General features: G+C 39.8%; 17 protein-coding genes and 1 other annotated feature. Of the genes, 5 read left to right on the top strand and 12 right to left on the bottom strand.

All coding sequences use genetic code 11. The features are described 5' to 3' along the window. Positions 1-167: 167 nt before the first annotated feature. Positions 168-314, top strand: a complete 147-nt coding sequence (locus PGP85_RS08465) for a hypothetical protein (RefSeq protein ID WP_010741559.1) — start codon at positions 168-170, stop codon at positions 312-314. 73 nt (positions 315-387) lie between these two features. Here PGP85_RS08465 and PGP85_RS08460 read toward each other — a convergent pair whose 3' ends face one another. From PGP85_RS08460 to PGP85_RS08445, 4 genes are all read right to left on the bottom strand, one after another. Further along, positions 388-1,533: a Fic family protein gene (locus tag PGP85_RS08460; RefSeq protein WP_010741560.1), complete on the bottom strand. Its 1,146-nt coding sequence runs from the start codon at positions 1,531-1,533 to the stop codon at positions 388-390. A 268-nt stretch (positions 1,534-1,801) separates the two neighbouring features. Then, entirely contained in the window at positions 1,802-1,966 is a 165-nt protein-coding gene (locus tag PGP85_RS08455; protein ID WP_010741561.1) for a hypothetical protein, read from the bottom strand. 43 nt (positions 1,967-2,009) lie between these two features. Further along, positions 2,010-2,450, bottom strand: a complete 441-nt coding sequence (locus tag PGP85_RS08450) for a GNAT family N-acetyltransferase (RefSeq protein ID WP_010741562.1) — start codon at positions 2,448-2,450, stop codon at positions 2,010-2,012. Between the two features lie 87 nt (positions 2,451-2,537). Then, complete coding sequence (locus PGP85_RS08445; RefSeq protein ID WP_010741563.1) at positions 2,538-3,236, bottom strand: MarR family winged helix-turn-helix transcriptional regulator; 699 nt, start codon at positions 3,234-3,236, stop codon at positions 2,538-2,540. Between the two features lie 467 nt (positions 3,237-3,703). Between PGP85_RS08445 and PGP85_RS08440 the strand changes: the two genes are divergently transcribed. Continuing rightward, positions 3,704-4,576: a cation diffusion facilitator family transporter gene (locus PGP85_RS08440; protein WP_010741564.1), complete on the top strand. Its 873-nt coding sequence runs from the start codon at positions 3,704-3,706 to the stop codon at positions 4,574-4,576. Positions 4,577-4,611: 35 nt separating this feature from the next. Here the strand turns inward: PGP85_RS08440 and PGP85_RS08435 are convergent, their stop codons facing one another. From PGP85_RS08435 to PGP85_RS08425, 3 genes are all read right to left on the bottom strand, one after another. Continuing rightward, on the bottom strand, positions 4,612-5,949 hold the full coding sequence (locus tag PGP85_RS08435; RefSeq protein WP_010741565.1) for an MATE family efflux transporter: 1,338 nt from the start codon (positions 5,947-5,949) through the stop codon (positions 4,612-4,614). A 13-nt stretch (positions 5,950-5,962) separates the two neighbouring features. Beyond that, positions 5,963-6,244: a metal-sensing transcriptional repressor gene (locus PGP85_RS08430; protein WP_010741566.1), complete on the bottom strand. Its 282-nt coding sequence runs from the start codon at positions 6,242-6,244 to the stop codon at positions 5,963-5,965. 175 nt (positions 6,245-6,419) lie between these two features. Continuing rightward, positions 6,420-6,962: an acyl-CoA thioesterase gene (locus PGP85_RS08425; RefSeq protein ID WP_034709075.1), complete on the bottom strand. Its 543-nt coding sequence runs from the start codon at positions 6,960-6,962 to the stop codon at positions 6,420-6,422. 139 nt (positions 6,963-7,101) lie between these two features. On the opposite strand from PGP85_RS08425, the gene PGP85_RS08420 reads away from it, so the two are divergent. Beyond that, on the top strand, positions 7,102-8,277 hold the full coding sequence (locus PGP85_RS08420; protein WP_010741568.1) for an AI-2E family transporter: 1,176 nt from the start codon (positions 7,102-7,104) through the stop codon (positions 8,275-8,277). Positions 8,278-8,343: 66 nt separating this feature from the next. Here the strand turns inward: PGP85_RS08420 and trhA are convergent, their stop codons facing one another. The 5 genes from trhA to PGP85_RS08395 all read right to left on the bottom strand — a co-directional run bounded on the left by trhA (position 8,344) and on the right by PGP85_RS08395 (position 12,175). Continuing rightward, positions 8,344-8,979 (bottom strand): PAQR family membrane homeostasis protein TrhA, encoded by a 636-nt coding sequence (gene trhA, locus PGP85_RS08415; RefSeq protein ID WP_010741569.1) that lies wholly within the window; start codon positions 8,977-8,979, stop codon positions 8,344-8,346. 88 nt (positions 8,980-9,067) lie between these two features. Then, on the bottom strand, positions 9,068-9,364 hold the full coding sequence (locus PGP85_RS08410; RefSeq protein ID WP_270327015.1) for a hypothetical protein: 297 nt from the start codon (positions 9,362-9,364) through the stop codon (positions 9,068-9,070). A gap of 87 nt (positions 9,365-9,451) precedes the next feature. Beyond that, positions 9,452-10,114 carry a methionine ABC transporter permease gene (locus tag PGP85_RS08405; RefSeq protein ID WP_010741571.1) on the bottom strand — a complete coding sequence of 221 codons (663 nt, stop codon included), beginning with the start codon at positions 10,112-10,114 and terminating at the stop codon, positions 9,452-9,454. Between the two features lie 80 nt (positions 10,115-10,194). Further along, on the bottom strand, positions 10,195-11,238 hold the full coding sequence (locus tag PGP85_RS08400; protein ID WP_010741572.1) for a methionine ABC transporter ATP-binding protein: 1,044 nt from the start codon (positions 11,236-11,238) through the stop codon (positions 10,195-10,197). A gap of 112 nt (positions 11,239-11,350) precedes the next feature. Then, positions 11,351-12,175 (bottom strand): MetQ/NlpA family ABC transporter substrate-binding protein, encoded by an 825-nt coding sequence (locus PGP85_RS08395; RefSeq protein ID WP_090405963.1) that lies wholly within the window; start codon positions 12,173-12,175, stop codon positions 11,351-11,353. Positions 12,176-12,315: 140 nt separating this feature from the next. Beyond that, positions 12,316-12,550 (bottom strand) — a binding site (T-box leader). Positions 12,551-12,688: 138 nt separating this feature from the next. On the opposite strand from PGP85_RS08395, the gene PGP85_RS08390 reads away from it, so the two are divergent. Beyond that, entirely contained in the window at positions 12,689-13,756 is a 1,068-nt protein-coding gene (locus PGP85_RS08390) for an iron-containing alcohol dehydrogenase family protein (protein ID WP_010741574.1), read from the top strand. Positions 13,757-14,844: 1,088 nt separating this feature from the next. Continuing rightward, entirely contained in the window at positions 14,845-15,693 is an 849-nt protein-coding gene (locus PGP85_RS08385) for a ParA family protein (protein WP_010741575.1), read from the top strand. The last annotated feature ends 7 nt before the right edge of the window (positions 15,694-15,700 follow it).

Genomic DNA, 15,700 nt, shown 5'->3' with positions numbered 1-15,700 from the left:
GTTCTTTTCCTTTTGTCAAGAAGCCAAAGCGTAACGTAAAACATTCGATTCGTTATTTTTTGCTTTTCTCATAGAAGCAGACCATTTGACGCAAATCCCATTAAGCGATTATTCTTTGGGTATTATAAAAAATCGTCTCTGCCTTACCTAGAAAGAGGAGAAGCAAAATGAAATACGTTATTTTCGGATTAGAAATCATCGCAATCATCCTTTGGCTGCTGTTCGGTCAGCACTCGTTATTAACAGCGATCATCGGAGTCGTAGTTATCATCATTATTTCTCAACTACTGCACCATGTGCTGCATGCCAGATAGTGTTCAAAAGTAAAAATAAGTTGTCTAGTATGACAACTTATTTTTACGAATGTGTTGGCGCTGAACCCACTAGTTACACTAAAGTATCATCCTCCAGAATCTCTAAATACTTCGCATAACTAAACACTCGGTTCCGTTTTCCACGTGTGGTTTGAATGACTATACCCAGTTCTTCTAATTGTCTGATAGCATTATTAATGCTGACGAAGCCTAGATCAAAGTACTCCGCTAGCCCATTAACAGTAACCAGAGGATGCTTTAATAAAAATTCATAGATATTTTTAACGGTATTTGATCGATACCTTTTTTCACCAATTTTTGCCCGATCCACGTCAATTAATTTTGAAAGCTGTTCAATTTTTTTAGTCGCATTCTTTGCTGTATGCGTGACGACTTCCAAAAAGAATTTTACCCACTGTTCATAATTGCCAGTAGTTCTCACGGCCATCATACGATCATAGTATTCAAATTGATTTCTTTTCAACTCGAGGCTGATATAGAGAACGGGCGTCTTAATCACCTCTTTTTCTAAAAGAAATAAAATAATTAACAATCTACCCACGCGACCATTTCCATCCAAAAATGGATGAATCGTCTCAAATTGATAATGAATCAATGCTGCCTGAACAAGCGGATGCAATGTATCCGTTCCATGAATATAGGATTCTAACTCACTTAAAGCCTTCTCCATCTCTTGAACAGTCGGAGGAACGTATTTGGCAGTCGCGACTGTGCTTCCTTGAGGTCCGATCCAATTTTGAGAATGTCTAAATTCGCCTGGATTTTTTTCTTGCCCCCTGACCCCTGCCATTAACTCTTTATGGACCTCCTTTAGAAATCTACTGGAAAGAGGAAGTTGTTCTGCTAGCTCCAAAGCGAAATTGGTCGCAGTAATATAATTGACTACCTCTTCTACATCCTTTAGTTTTTCCTTATTTTCAGCAATTTCAGGGTCTAGAATATCTTCTAAAGTCGCCTGTGTCCCTTCAATTTGTGAAGACAGCACAGCTTCCTTTCTAATATACTGATAAAGGAATATCGACATATCAGGGATATATTCACTTAACATATTTAATCTTCCTAATGCTTCACTGGCCTCCGCCAACGTATTACTTAATTCATTCATATTTAATTCTGGATTTGGTGGTAACGGTGATGGTGCAAAATACCTATAAGAGTGTCTTTCTCTCGTTTCCTCATAACGTCCTGATCTTCCCATTTTTTCAGCGACCTTTCTCTATAATATAGAATACGCTTATTCGATTTATTATATAAAATTCTTATTTAAGTATAATATAAAAAGAAAAAAACATCCATATTATACCTAAAATCATTAAAGCTATAATATGGAGGAGGATACTCTTCTATATTATCGATAGAAAATGAATTCCGTTACTTAAAAATAGCCAACCATAAATGAACTGGGTATACAAAAAATCGTCCACCGTCTCCTTTAATATTTAGGAGATGGCGGACGTTCCTGTTTGTTAATTAAGATCGTAAAGATCGTGGTATTTTTGATAACTCAGCATCCCTAGCGACGTGGTAAATAACCGCGACTTCGCTTCGAGTTCGATGCGTAATTTTTCAAATTCTTTTGCTGTATGTTTTTTAGGTTCTTCTTTTCTTTTTGGATCAAATAGCTCCTTCATAATCAATTCCTCCTTTAACACTGAGAGGCGGACAAATTTTACATTAATTTTCTGAAAATACTGGGACTTCTACAGCTGGCAACACTTTTGTCATCCATATAAATTCAATATCATGTTTGGTAAAGTATCCCAATACACGATGATAGTCACGTTTCATATAAAACAGCTGCGCCGTTTTACGTCCGGTTAAGATGATTCGAAAATGTCCTTGTTCTTGGGCAAATTCTTCTAGGCTGCTCATCAATTGATCTCCGATATGTTGTCCTTGATAGTCTGGTGAAACCGCCACTTGGCGAACACGCGCGATACCAAAGGGGTACAACTGAATCGCTGCAGTTCCTACGACTTCATCGTTTTCCACTGCAACAAAAACGGATAAGTTTTTCTCGTTATCCCAATCAATTTTTCCACCTAATACTTGTTTGCGCAATTTCACTGCGCCTGTATGTTCTTTACTAAATAATTCAGCCATTTCAATTTTCATTGTCAACGACCTCCTTTTTCCTATTTCTGTATTGATTTTCAAGCCGTATACTCATGGTAGTCCGGCATCTATTTTAATTCTTATCTCTTACCAATTTTCCCAATCACTGTCATGGGGTTGATCTTGCGGGCCTTTTTTCCGCGGATCGTCTTTCGGATCAATCGGTCCAGGACCAAAAGGACCAGGGCCAAAGCCGCCTCTGCCAAATTGGTTGCGCATCTGTTCTTTCCATGCTCGCTTCATTTGACGGCGTTCGGTTGGCGACATACGGCCGAAATCTTTCATATGAGGATCGAACTGCATCTTCATCGCCTTTAGTGCCTCGATTGCTTCAAATGGGTCACTAGGAAATTCAGGGCGACCGCCAAAATCTTCACTCCAGCCATCAATCACTTTATTCAGCAATTGATCCAATGTTTGACGCTCTTCATCCGTTAGACCAGCAAAAAATTCTTCTGAACGTTCTTGCGGTTTATTCAGATTCGCTTTTTCACGACCGATTTCTGTGATATAGATTCGTTTGATCCGTTTATCCTGTTCGTCTTCTCGACGTTCGATCTCATCGCGGCTCTCCAATTTATTCAAAATCTCGGTGACTGAACTTGGACGCATATCCAAAATCTCTGCTAAAACCCCAGAGGTCACACCATCTTCTTCTGCTAAAATATCCAAAACCAACTGTTGAGTCGGTGCACTTTTCTGACAATTGCCCATATCCATCAAACGACGACTGGCGCTGCCCACATAAGACAGGCGTTTTAATAATTCTTTTGTGTATTCGCTCATTGTATTTCTCCCCTTTTTCGTTTTAAAGTAGTCTATTTCAATCTATTTACCGGTCTCTGCTCATATAAGAAGTAACTCTTGCAATCAATCACTGTTTATTTAGGCACCTATATTTTAGGTACCTAACCTTTATCTGAATTCAGTATACTTCGGTACCTAATCATTGTCAATAAATAAAATAAAAAATGTTTTATTAATTTTACAGAACACAAAAAAAACCTTTAACAACAGCCTGTTAAAGAGTCCTTTTAGCAAAAATTTTTTTTCATTACTGTATTGCGTACTCCTGAATCTCCTGCAAGGGAGTCCTTAGGAATAAAAATTAGTTTTCCAAACATGTTTTTTCAGGGGAAATCTGACTAATTATTTTAGCCGACCCAAAATAATTACAGTTTAGAAAAACGCTTGTTTTCCTTCTGAAATACAGTGTATAGTGATAAAACATTTTATTTTTTGGGGTGTAAAAAATGGTAAATAACCGTTATGAACAATTGAAGAAAGCAGAGTTAGGGGCAGTAATCAGTATTGTTGCTTATATTGCCGTCTCTGCCATGAAACTAACCGTAGGAAACCTGGCAAATTCCGAAGCGTTACGAGCAGATGGACTGAATAATTTCACCGATATCTTAGCCTCAGTTGCAGTCTTGATTGGCCTGCGAATTGCGCAAAAACCTGCCGATGAAGAACACCGCTACGGACATTGGAAGGCGGAAAACGTCGCTAGTCTAGTGACTTCCTTTATCATGCTGCTGGTGGGATTGCAGGTTCTATATAGTTCGATTCTGTCCGTTATCAATAAAAAGACCGAATCGCCCGATATGACTGCAGCCATCGTAGGAATCGTCTCTGCTGTTATTATGTATGGTGTCTATTTCTTCAATAAACGACTCTCCGAAGAAGTCAAAAGTCCCGGTCTGCTGGCCGCCGCTAAGGATAACCGCAGCGACGCTTGGACCAGTATCGGAACGGCCATCGCGGTTTTTGCGGCCTCCTTCAATTTGGGTTGGCTCGATAGCCTCGCTGCCATCGTCGTCGCTTTATTGATTTTGAAAACCGCCATCGATATTTTTAAAGACAGTGTTTTCACCCTTTCTGATGGTTTCGATCAAGAGCAATTGGATCAATACAATCAGGCCATCCGCCGCATCAAACAGATCCAATCGGTCAAGAGTATCAAAGGCCGCAACTATGGCGCTAATATTTATCTCGATGTCACCGTAACCATGCGCCCGGATTTAACGGTCAAGGAAAGCCATGACATCGCTGATCAAATCGAGCATCTGCTGCAGGAAAAATTTCAAATTTTCGAAACGGATGTGCACGTTGAACCAGGTGAATAGCAAATGAATCAACCCGCAAAGAGCCCTCTGAGTAGTCACTCAGAGGGCTCTTTTATCGTCATCGTTTGTTCACTAAGATTATGGTTAAATTTATAGACCAAGAACAGTGACCGAAGATACAGATCAATCGCGATGGATAGCCAGATACCGGCAATTCCTAGTCCCAGATATTTAGACAGGACCATCACACCGACCACTCGAATCCCCCACATTCCGAATGCCGTACTATACAGCGGTGACTTGGTATCACCCATCCCCTGCAAAGCACCTGTCGTGATTAAGCTGATTGCCAGACCCGGTTGGGCAAAGGCATCAATGCGCAGAGCAACTACGATCTGACGCAGTGCTTCTTGATCCGAAGTAAACATTGAAGCAAAAAATGGGGCTCCGAAGAACAAAATGACTCCCAGCAGCGACATGAAGATCACCCCATATTTTGCGGCGGAATAACCATAGCTCTTGGCTAGTTGACTGTCACGAGCACCGATCGCATTTCCCACCAATGTCGTAGCGGCTGTTGCCAAACCATAGGCTGGCATATAGGTAAAGCTTTCGATGTTTCCCGCGATTGAATGCGCCGCAAAGGTTTTGGCGCTAATACTGACGATTAATCCGAAATAAAGCACTTGACCTAACCGCATCACCAATCGTTCTAAAGTCGCTGGAATCGATAAATTAACCAATGGACGATAACTTCCCGACGCGAATAGAGTCGCCCGATCCACAGGACTTTTTGATTGCTGAACCTTGCGATAAAGCAGCCAGCAGCCCAACAAGCGTGACAACACAGTCCCGATGGCTGTCCCTAAAACTCCTAAAGCAGGAATGGGACCCAATCCAAAAATCAGAATGTAATCAATCACGATATTCCCAATATTGACCACTACGCTGATTTTCATCGGTGATTTCGTATCCCCTGTTGCTCGCAGGATACTGCCAAAGATTGTCATCAGCCCCATAAAGACAGCCCCACCGCCTACAACGGTAAAGAACTGCAGCGACTCCTGTAAAACCGCTTCTGAAGCGCCCATTACATGCAATAATGATTCGCCAAAAAAGATAGAAACAACACCCAGCAGCAAGCTGACCGCCAGTGTCAGGATAACCGCTTGATTTGTCACTCTTTGTGCTTCATCCGTCTGTTTTGCCCCGATTTTTTGCGCGATCAGTGCAGAAGCTCCGACACCTAATGCGATAAAAAGAGCCAAGTAAACATTCAAAATCGTGTTGGCGATCCCAACCGCTGTCACAGCCACCAATCCGATTTTTGAGATCATCAGCGCATCGATGAAGCCCACCGCTGTCTGTAAGATATTTTCGATCGTCGCAGGGATTGCTAAAGCTAGAATTTTATTTTCTTTAAGTGAAATCATCTGCTCACCCCACTTAAAGCATCTTGCTGTATTGATGAATCGCCCGCCGCAAACTTTCTAATTCCTTATCCGTCTGACCACTTTCTGCTGCATCCATAAACATGTGGTCAGCGTGCGCCTCTAACAATATTTGAGAAATCTTTTGAATCGCTGATTTCGCTGAATTTAATTGAATGATTACCTCATCAAACGGCTTTTCATCCGCGATCATTTTCTTGATTCCGCCGACTTGTCCTTCAATGCGATTGATCCGTTTTACAAGATTATCTACCTGATGATCCGGTCTATGTGACATAATTTTTCCTCCTTCTCCGTACTAAAAAACCCTTTTTAAGAGTCGAATTTATTTCTCTTATGGAGTATACCCCTATACCCCATACAAAAAGACTAATCCTTTTCAATAAAGAAGTCAATCCGACAGACAAAAAGACCCACAGCAATCGAACTGCCATGGGCCCTATCTTCATTTATTAATCTCCTGTACCTTCATCTGACCAAGGCAGATCCGTCGATAGCAAAGCAGCAAAGTTCTTGTATTCATCGCGTTCCTTCAGCCGATGATTACGTCGCTTTTCATACCCGCCACAGACCATTTTCTCCTCTGCCGTTTCTGGAACGACTGCCGGAACAGTAAATTCAGTTTCTTCGTTCATATGCGAAGGCACCGCTACAAAAGATGTAAAGCAAGTCGCCGCCAAATATCGTTCGCCGGTGGTTAGATCCTCTCCAATTACCTTCACAAAGACCTCCATCGATTTATTATGACTGCCGGAAACGTAGCACTTCACACATACGGAATGATTGGCGTGGAGTGGTTTCAAAAAGTTCAAATTATCTAGCGAAGCAGTCACCGCACCTCTGCGGCAATGGCGTGAGATCGAGATTGAAGCGGCATCATCGATCAACGTCATCAGCTTTCCGCCAAATAAGTAGCCAAAAGGATTTAAATCAAAAGGAAAAATTCGGTGCGTTTGAATCACACGAGATTCGCGGCAAGTTTTTGTTTCAGTCAAACAGTTCACTCTTTCTAAACATTATTTTTCTGTGTTTCGTACAGATTATGCCATCTTCCTGGCTTTTTTTCAAAAATTCGGAAAAGTATACAGGTTTACGGACATTCGGTATACTTGATTCATAAAGGAGGTCTACCCTATGGAAAAAGAAAAACCCTCAAAAATTATTCAATTTTTTGGCGGTAAAACATCGTATTACATTATCGGGCTGATTATTCTAAGTGCTTTAGCTATCTATTTATTGAATACTGTCTCATTTATATTCAGACCGATCGTGGTTATCATCACAACCGTTTTGCCGCCAATGATTTTTGCACTGCTGCTATACTATTTATTGAATCCAGTAGTCAATTTTCTAAGTAAAAAAGGCATTCCGCGAACAATCAGCATCGTGCTCACCTATGTCGTGATTTTCGGTCTGCTTTTCTTTGGCGGAGCTAGGCTCGTACCGGTGATTCAGGATCAGGCGCAGGATTTGATCAAACAATTCCCTGAGTATGTCGATGATTTTCAAAATGCGATCAAAAATATTCTTGACGCGACTCCTTTCGCCGCATCTTCTGATCAAGCGTTGAGTTCATTGGACAAGCTGACGAAAGAAGCCCTGAACTATTTAGGAAATAACTGGCAAGATGGTGCAAAAGGATTAGGTACGATCTTTTCAGCGGTTTCTAGTACTGCAATTACGTTGTTTACCGGACCGATCATCGCCTTCTTTTTGATCCAAAGTCCCCATAAACTCTACAATGCAATCATTGATTTGATTCCGCCGCGCTTTAGAAAGGATTCAAGTTCTTTGATCAAGATCGCCAACCAGCAATTAGGCGCCTTTTTAAAAGGACAAGTCATTGCGTCTTTACTACTCGGTTTGATCTATTGGGTCGTGTTCTTGCTGCTAGGGTTGCAATTTGCGACGGTGATCGCACTGGCCGCCGGAATATTGAGTATTATTCCTTATATTGGATCGTTCTTGGCCTTCTTACCAGGCCTGTTCATCGCCTTCCAAGATTCTACCTTTATGGTGGTCAAATTCGTAATCGCTTGGTTTGTGGTTCAATTACTTCACGGTGATTTGGTCGTTCCCCGCGTCATGGGCGACAAATTGAAGATTCATCCTATCACGATCCTGATCGTCTTATTGGTTATGGGGGATCTTTTAGGTCTGGTCGGCGTGATTTTCGGTATTCCGATCTATTCTATGATCAAATTATTGGTGGTTTTCACCTTCCGAAAATTCAAACAACGCTACAACAAATATTTTTCCGACGAGGGGGCCTATCGCAATACCGGGTTCTCAGAGGATGATTACTTGTAACCTAAAAATGGAGCTGTATCCAATCGGATACAGCTCCATTTTGGCATTTTATAAACTGAACGTTTCTTATAAATAGATCGAAAAGAACATCAGCATAGCACCCAGCATGACAAACAAATGCCACACGACATGCATGTATCGTCTGTTTTTCATACTGTAAAAAACAGAACCCACAGTATAAGCGACCCCACCGCCGACTAGCAGCAGCAAGCCCTTTAATCCCACACTTTGATATAGACTTGGCAAAGCAATAACGACCGCCCAGCCCATCACATTATAAATGATCGTGGACAATTTAGAGACCGATTTTACTTTGCTTAACGTCAAGCTTTTATAAACGATGCCAATGATCGCTGCCAGCCAAATGATACTTAACAATACGATCCCAATCGTTCCGCGAATATACAATAAGCAATAAGGCGTGTAGGTCCCTGCGATCAATAAGTAGATCGAGCAGTGATCGAAGACTTGAAAAACCTTTTTCGCCTTGGTAAAAATCAAGCTGTGATACAAGGTCGACGCTAAAAACAAGAGCAGGAGCGAAACACCATAAATAATAAATGAAACATAATGCAACCCGCTATCGGCCTTCTTCAACAGAAAAATGAATCCCACAATACTCAACAACACACCCACACCATGCGTCACCGCATTCAACACTTCATTTGTGATTAAGTACTTCCGGCTAAACTGTCTTTCCATTCACATATCACCTCGAATTATTTATTAAAGATAATATATCACGGTTAACGAAATAATTCAATCTAGTTTTTAAAACCAGATGATAAATTTAGTCTAAGACAATCCCTTGCTTAACAAGTTTATAGCCAAAAACCAACTCATCTTCCACGAAAAGCTCCGCTTCTTTAGCCTCATTCAGCACCTTTATTAGCTCGTTCAGTGTTAAAAGCTGGTCGTACTGTTTCCTTAAAATGATTTTTTCTGCCTCTGCCTGGACCGCTAAATGATTGGTCTGCTTTTCGCCATCATTCACAAAAACGTAGGTATAAGAGGACAATGTCTTCATTTCCCCTGCTGCATCCACTTGGATTGCCGTCAATAAATCCTTGGCCCTCACCCTTCTCACCTCACTTAATTCCCATTTGTACTTTCATTATAGCAAAAAGAAAACGATGAATCGGGCTCGGATGCTTCCCGGTTCATCGTTAATCACTCAACTTCGGTCTAAACTTTTTGCGATCGTATTTCCTAATGACTGGACGATCTGGACCAATACGATCAATAAAATAATGGTTGTATACATCACTGCCGGCTCATTTCGCAAAAAGCCGTATTGATAGGCAATACTGCCTAGACCACCTGCTCCAACTAAACCAGCCATCGCTGTTGCACCGATCAGTCCGATCATCGCAATCGTCAACCCGCGAATAATTCCTCCTCGGGCTTCTCTCAATAAAACGCTGCGGATTATATGAAAATGACTGATCCCCATTGCCTGATAGGCTTCAATCACGCCGCCATCAACTTCTAAGAGCGACGTTTCCACCAACCGGGCCAAGTAAGGCGCAGTATAAATGATCAACGGCAATAATACGCCCTGCACACCAATCGTGGTTCCCATGATCAGTTTTGTCAAAGGCAAAATCAAAAATAATAAAATGATAAATGGCAAAGAACGCAGCACGTTGATCACACTATTCAAGATAGAGTATAAGGTAAAGTTACTGTTCAAACCGCCCGGGCGAGCGATGACTAAAAGCACTCCTAAGGGGATTCCAATAATGATGGATAGCGCTAATGCTACGCAGACCATCACGAGCGTCTGACCTAAGCCTTCAATCACGACGTTTCCCCATTGATTCCAAAATTCGCTCATTAAACGACCTCCTAATTCGTATTGAATCAATCCTTCTTCAAACTAAATAAATGATTCTAACTCTCATCATACCGAACGTTCTATCTGACTGAAGAGCCGGTACCTAAATCTCCGCTGATATCCTCGATAATAACGCCTTGGCTTTTGATGTATTCTTTGGCCGCTTGGAAATCCTGTTCTGTTCCTCCGGCAAATTGCACTAATAATTGACCATGGCGTTTTTCCTTCAAGTATCCGATATTGCCGCTGAGAATATTTGGACATAGTGGAAAATCCTTTGCAACTTTTGCTAAAACTGGCTCTGTAGCATCGTCCCCAATAAATTGCAGTTGAACCAGACGTCCTGTCCCTTTATACGCCGCTAAAACGTCTTCTGGGACGTTGTATCCATCATTTGCTCCAATGAACCGTTTAGTCGTTTCCTCTTCAGGACGGGTGAACAGATCGATCACAGGCCCTGCCTCCACAATCTTCCCATCCTCCATAACCGCCACTCGATCACAGATCCGCTGCACCACATCAATTTCATGAGTAATTAGAAAAATCGTGATTCCTAACTCTTGATTGATCTTTGTTAATAAAGCCAAGATTGACTCTGTCGTCTCCGGGTCCAGCGCACTTGTCGCCTCATCCGACAACAAAATCTCTGGTTCGTGGGCTAATGCTCGCGCAATCGCTACCCGCTGCCGTTGACCGCCGGATAATTGCGCCGGATAATTATCCTTGCGGTCTGTTAAACCAACCAAATCCAAATATTTATCAACACGTTTTGCGATGACCTCTTTCGAAACACCTTCCAGCTTCAACGGTTTGGCAATATTTTCATAAACCGTCGCTGTTGATAATAAATTATAGCCTTGAAAGATCATCCCAATCTTCCGTCTAGTTAACAATAATTCTTTTTTGTTTAGTTCCTTTAAATTCTGACCGTTGATCGAAATTTCCCCCGTCGTAGGCGGCTCTAAAAAATTGATCATACGGATTAAGGTAGACTTCCCAGCACCAGAGTACCCCACGACGCCAAAGATTTCCCCTTTTTCGATCGTTAAACTGACCTCTTTGACTGCTTCGATTCGCCGTTTCTTTTGTTGGTAAACTTTTGAAACATTTTTAAGTTCAATCATGTGAATTATCCCTTCTCATTCGTATGGATGCTTTCCAGAAGAATACCTCCGACTTTCAGGCCACGTACCATTCAACGAAACATTCCCATCATTTTCTTTTGATATTTTTTGCTTAAAACGCCGGAACAACGGAGCCTTTGAACTTTTCTTCGATAAATTTCTTTGTTTCATCCGATTGATAATACTTTTTGATCTCTTTTACGATCTTGTCGTCCTTGTTTTCTGTCCGAACCGCAAATACATTGTAATTTGGATTGTCTTTCAGTGGTTCATGGTAGATCGCGTTGTCATTGATCGTCAGTCCTGCACCGAAGGCAAAATTGGTATTGATCGCAGCAGCAGCTAGTTCATTTAATTGTGAAGGAATCTGTGAAGCCTCTAACTCAACAATTTCAATATTTTTTGGATTTTCAGCAATATCATTTTTTGTAGCCTTAACTTCAACACCGTCTTTTAATTTGATCACGCCTGCTTTTTCCAGTAATTTCAATGCTCGGTACTCATTCGTTGGATCGTTGGGCACACCAATTTTATCTCCGGATTGAAGTTTACTTAAATTCGAAAGTTTTTTAGAGTAAACCCCTAATGGAAATGCGACCGTTTTAAAGGCTGTTTCGATCTTGTAGTCCTTATCTTTTACTTGCTGCTCCAAGAAAGACAGTGTTTGATAGCTGTTTCCGTCTAAATCCCCATCATTTAAAGCAGTATTGGGCGTGTTGTAATCATCGAAGCTTTTCACCTTAATCTCAATACCATCCTTTTTTGCTTGTTTAGCGACCTCTTCTAAAATTTCTTGATGCGGTCCTGATGTTACTCCGATAGTTACCTTCTTCTCATCCAACGGTTTAGCCTCGCTTTTGCTTCCGCAACCTGCTAATAATCCACTCACTGCTAACGCCGCTACACTTAATAAAATCCCTTTACCTATTTTTTTCATTGTCATTTCCTCCTGCTTTTTATTCGTTTTCGTGCACTAACGTGATCGTAAAACGAGTCGCTCACGCAAATACAATTGATTCTTCAAAGTGCTAGTTGAACAAGAAAAAAAGCCCGCCCTTTTCCACACTATTCGTGTTGGAAAAGGACGAGCTCACTCGCGATACCACCTTCATTTGCAATAATCTCACAACTATTGCCTTAACAAGTACGCATTCATACTTGAGCATTGTTAACGAGCGCTGCCCCGTCACTGCCTACTTATCGGCAATGCCATTCAGAGACCATTTTCTAGATCCATCCACATATCCGCTCTCACCTGCCCGGACTCTCTTTGATGCTTCGCAATCTATACTTTTCTCTTCATCACGTTTCTTCGTTTAGCAAATTGATAAATCGTATCTTACACTTCAAAACAAAAGCTGTCAACATTTTTTTATCACTAAAAACACAGTTGACTTTAATTTTAACTAAGAATAAACTAGTTGAAATCTCACTTAAGGAGCTGAGTTCAATGGACATCACAACAGAAGTACGTCCTGGCGCAAATCGCTACGTCAGCGGAGAAAATATCCTCCAAGATTTACCTAGCTATTTAGTTGGTTTTAAAAAGATCTCTGTTATCACAGGAGAAAAATCATCTGAAGCATTTAAAAAATATTATCGTAAAGAGCTTCACTACCCTACCTATCGATATGATGGCAGCTCTAGTCATGAAAATGCGGTTGAAATAGCTGCTAAAATTGAACAAGCCGAGCTAATTCTTGCTATTGGTGCAGGACGAGTGATCGATACTGCAAAAATGGTTGCAGAAGAATTAAACGCTGAATTAATGGTGATTCCAACTTTGATTTCTAATTGTGCACCATTCACACCAATCGTCGCAGTTTATCATCCTAACCGTACTTTCAAGGAAATGGGTTTTATGAAACGCGCCCCTTTGCTAACCTTAGTCGATTCGAAGTTTTTGTTAGCAACTCCAAAAGATTACTTTGTTGCCGGCATTGGTGATACATTAGCAAAATGGTACGAAATCGAGGGCATCACACGCAACCTCCAAGACGATGAAAAGTCTGCTTATGTTCGTCTCGGAATCGCTAGTGCCAAGGCCATTCAGGAAATCCTGCTAAAAGACGCAATTCCTGCCATCGAAGATCTTAAGAATGATAAAGCGACTCCCGCCTTTAGCAGGGTCACAGACACGATTATTGGTTTGGCTGGCGAAACTGGTGGATTTGCGGCCTCCTTTGGTCGATCAGCTGGTGCTCATGCCGTTCATGATGGACTATCCTATCTGGAATCCACCCACAATCAACTACATGGTAAAAAAGTTGCCTATGGTATCTTGGTTCAATTAGCACATACAAAAGACATACCTGAAATACAAAAGATACGACCTTTTTATCAAGCAACAGGCCTACCGCTGAAGTTAGAAGAGTTGAATGTTTTAGACATTTCTAAAGAAACACTGGCTCCTGTAATCAACCATGCTGCTTCCTCAAATGAAACATTTATTATGGTTGACCCTAAAATAACTCCAGATCAAGTCTATCAAGCAATTCAAAAGGTCGAGTCATTATAAAGTTTACTTTTAACCATTGAGGTATACCTCAATGGTTTTTTTATTTGCTTTAAAGTTTACTTCTTACCAAGCACTAAAGGTTTACCTTTATATGAACGATATTCCGAATAACTATTAACAGTTTACTTCAATTAACCTGTATTTTACAGTATTTATTTAAAGTATACCTTTATACATGAATTCAACTTCTCCAGCAAAAAAGTATACCTTAAATGTGTATTTAAGGTATACTTTTTTGCTGTCAAAACATTCAAATCAAATTTTAAATAGTTTACCTTAATTCTATTTTATCCTAAAGTTTACTTCATTCTACTTTCTACAAAATGCTTATCTAGCAACGTTTTCATTATGGTATACCTCAAAAAGCAAATGCTCGCAAAAAAAGTTTACCTTAATAAATTAAAATGAAGTAGACTTCTATGTAGATCATATTATTCAGATAAATAAAGTTTACCTCAATATGATATGATACGGTATACTTCATTAAAGTATACCGTATTTTTAGAGGTTTACCTCAATAAATGTATATTCAGTTTACTTTTTGTAGGCATAAAAGGTTTACTTATATGATACTAATCAATTTAGTTTACCTTAATTAAACCTTATTAAATGGGTAAACTTTATTAGTATACAGTTTACTTTTTTATTTTTGTATAAAAGTTTACCTCAAATTAAAAGTTTACTTAAAATAGATATTGGAATAATTGAAGTATACTTTTAATAAGTAATAGGTAAACTTATATTTATTTAAAGTATACCTTTATAAGAGTTAATTGCTGATATAAAGCAATTTAAATCTAATTAAAGTAAACCTTTCTTAAATTGAGGTAGACTTTTATAAAAATATCCGTTTACCTCCAAAAGAATAAGAGTTCACCTTTAAGCTTTTAGAGTAAACTTTTTATATCTCATTTAAGTAAACCTTATTGCAATAATTGAAGTAGACTTTATTTTTGTTAATTCAGGTATACTCTAAATTAGTATTTTTTTATAGTTTACCCTATTTTAAATATTTGTAGTAAACCTTATTGATATTTCGAAAGCTTTATAGTAAACTTTAATTGAGAAATTATGATTGGAGAATCTTTATGCCAAAAAAAGCTGAAACCTATGTAGTAGGAAATTTTAAAGGTGGCGTTGGTAAATCGACCACGGTTCAAATGCTTTCATTTGAGAGTGCCTTCCGAAAAAATCGCAAAACCTTAGTGATCGATTTGGACCCCCAAGGGAACACTAGTGATGTCTTGTCACTAACTGCAGAAAATTTTGGAAACGAGAATTTGCCAGAAGAATTTGATTCAACAATTTGGGAAGCTGTTCGATCAGGAAACATTCAATCTTCCATCTATCAGATCATGCCAAACCTTGACTTAATTCCAGCAAATATTTCTTTTTCAGATTTTCCAGATTATATGATTGAAAAATATCCTAGCGATAAACTATCCCAGTTTAAATATATGGAAAAACTTATCGAACCACTAAAGGATATTTATGATGTAATTTACATTGATGTTCCTCCTACAATCAGTACTTATTCAAATGCAGCCATGTATGTAGCAGAATACGTTATTGTCATTTTGCAAACGCAAGTAAAAGCTTTAAAAGGGGCACAAAATTACATTGATTACATGAGTTTCTTCATTGAACAATATGATACTGACTTAGAAGTAGTTGGGATTGTTCCTTTTATGATGCAAAAGCGGGATTCCGTTGACCAAGAGATTTATACTGCTGCGAAAGAGATCTATGGGGCACATCTATTAGATACAGTTGTTTTAAATCAAAGCCGTTTAAAACGTTACGATGGCTCTGGAATTACCTATGATATCAACAAAAACGGCAAAGTTGAGCAATGGGATAAGCGTGCACACGAGGTTTTCGTTAATATTTTGGACGAAATTGATGAACATCGCCTCATATTAAGCGGTGAAGAGTAGGGGAGAC

This window comes from Enterococcus malodoratus (assembly GCF_027659535.1).
GTDB classification, from domain to species: Bacteria; Bacillota; Bacilli; order Lactobacillales; family Enterococcaceae; genus Enterococcus_A; species Enterococcus_A malodoratus.
Note: the sequence above shows the minus strand (reverse complement) of the source record. Positions and strands in the feature narration are given on the sequence as shown.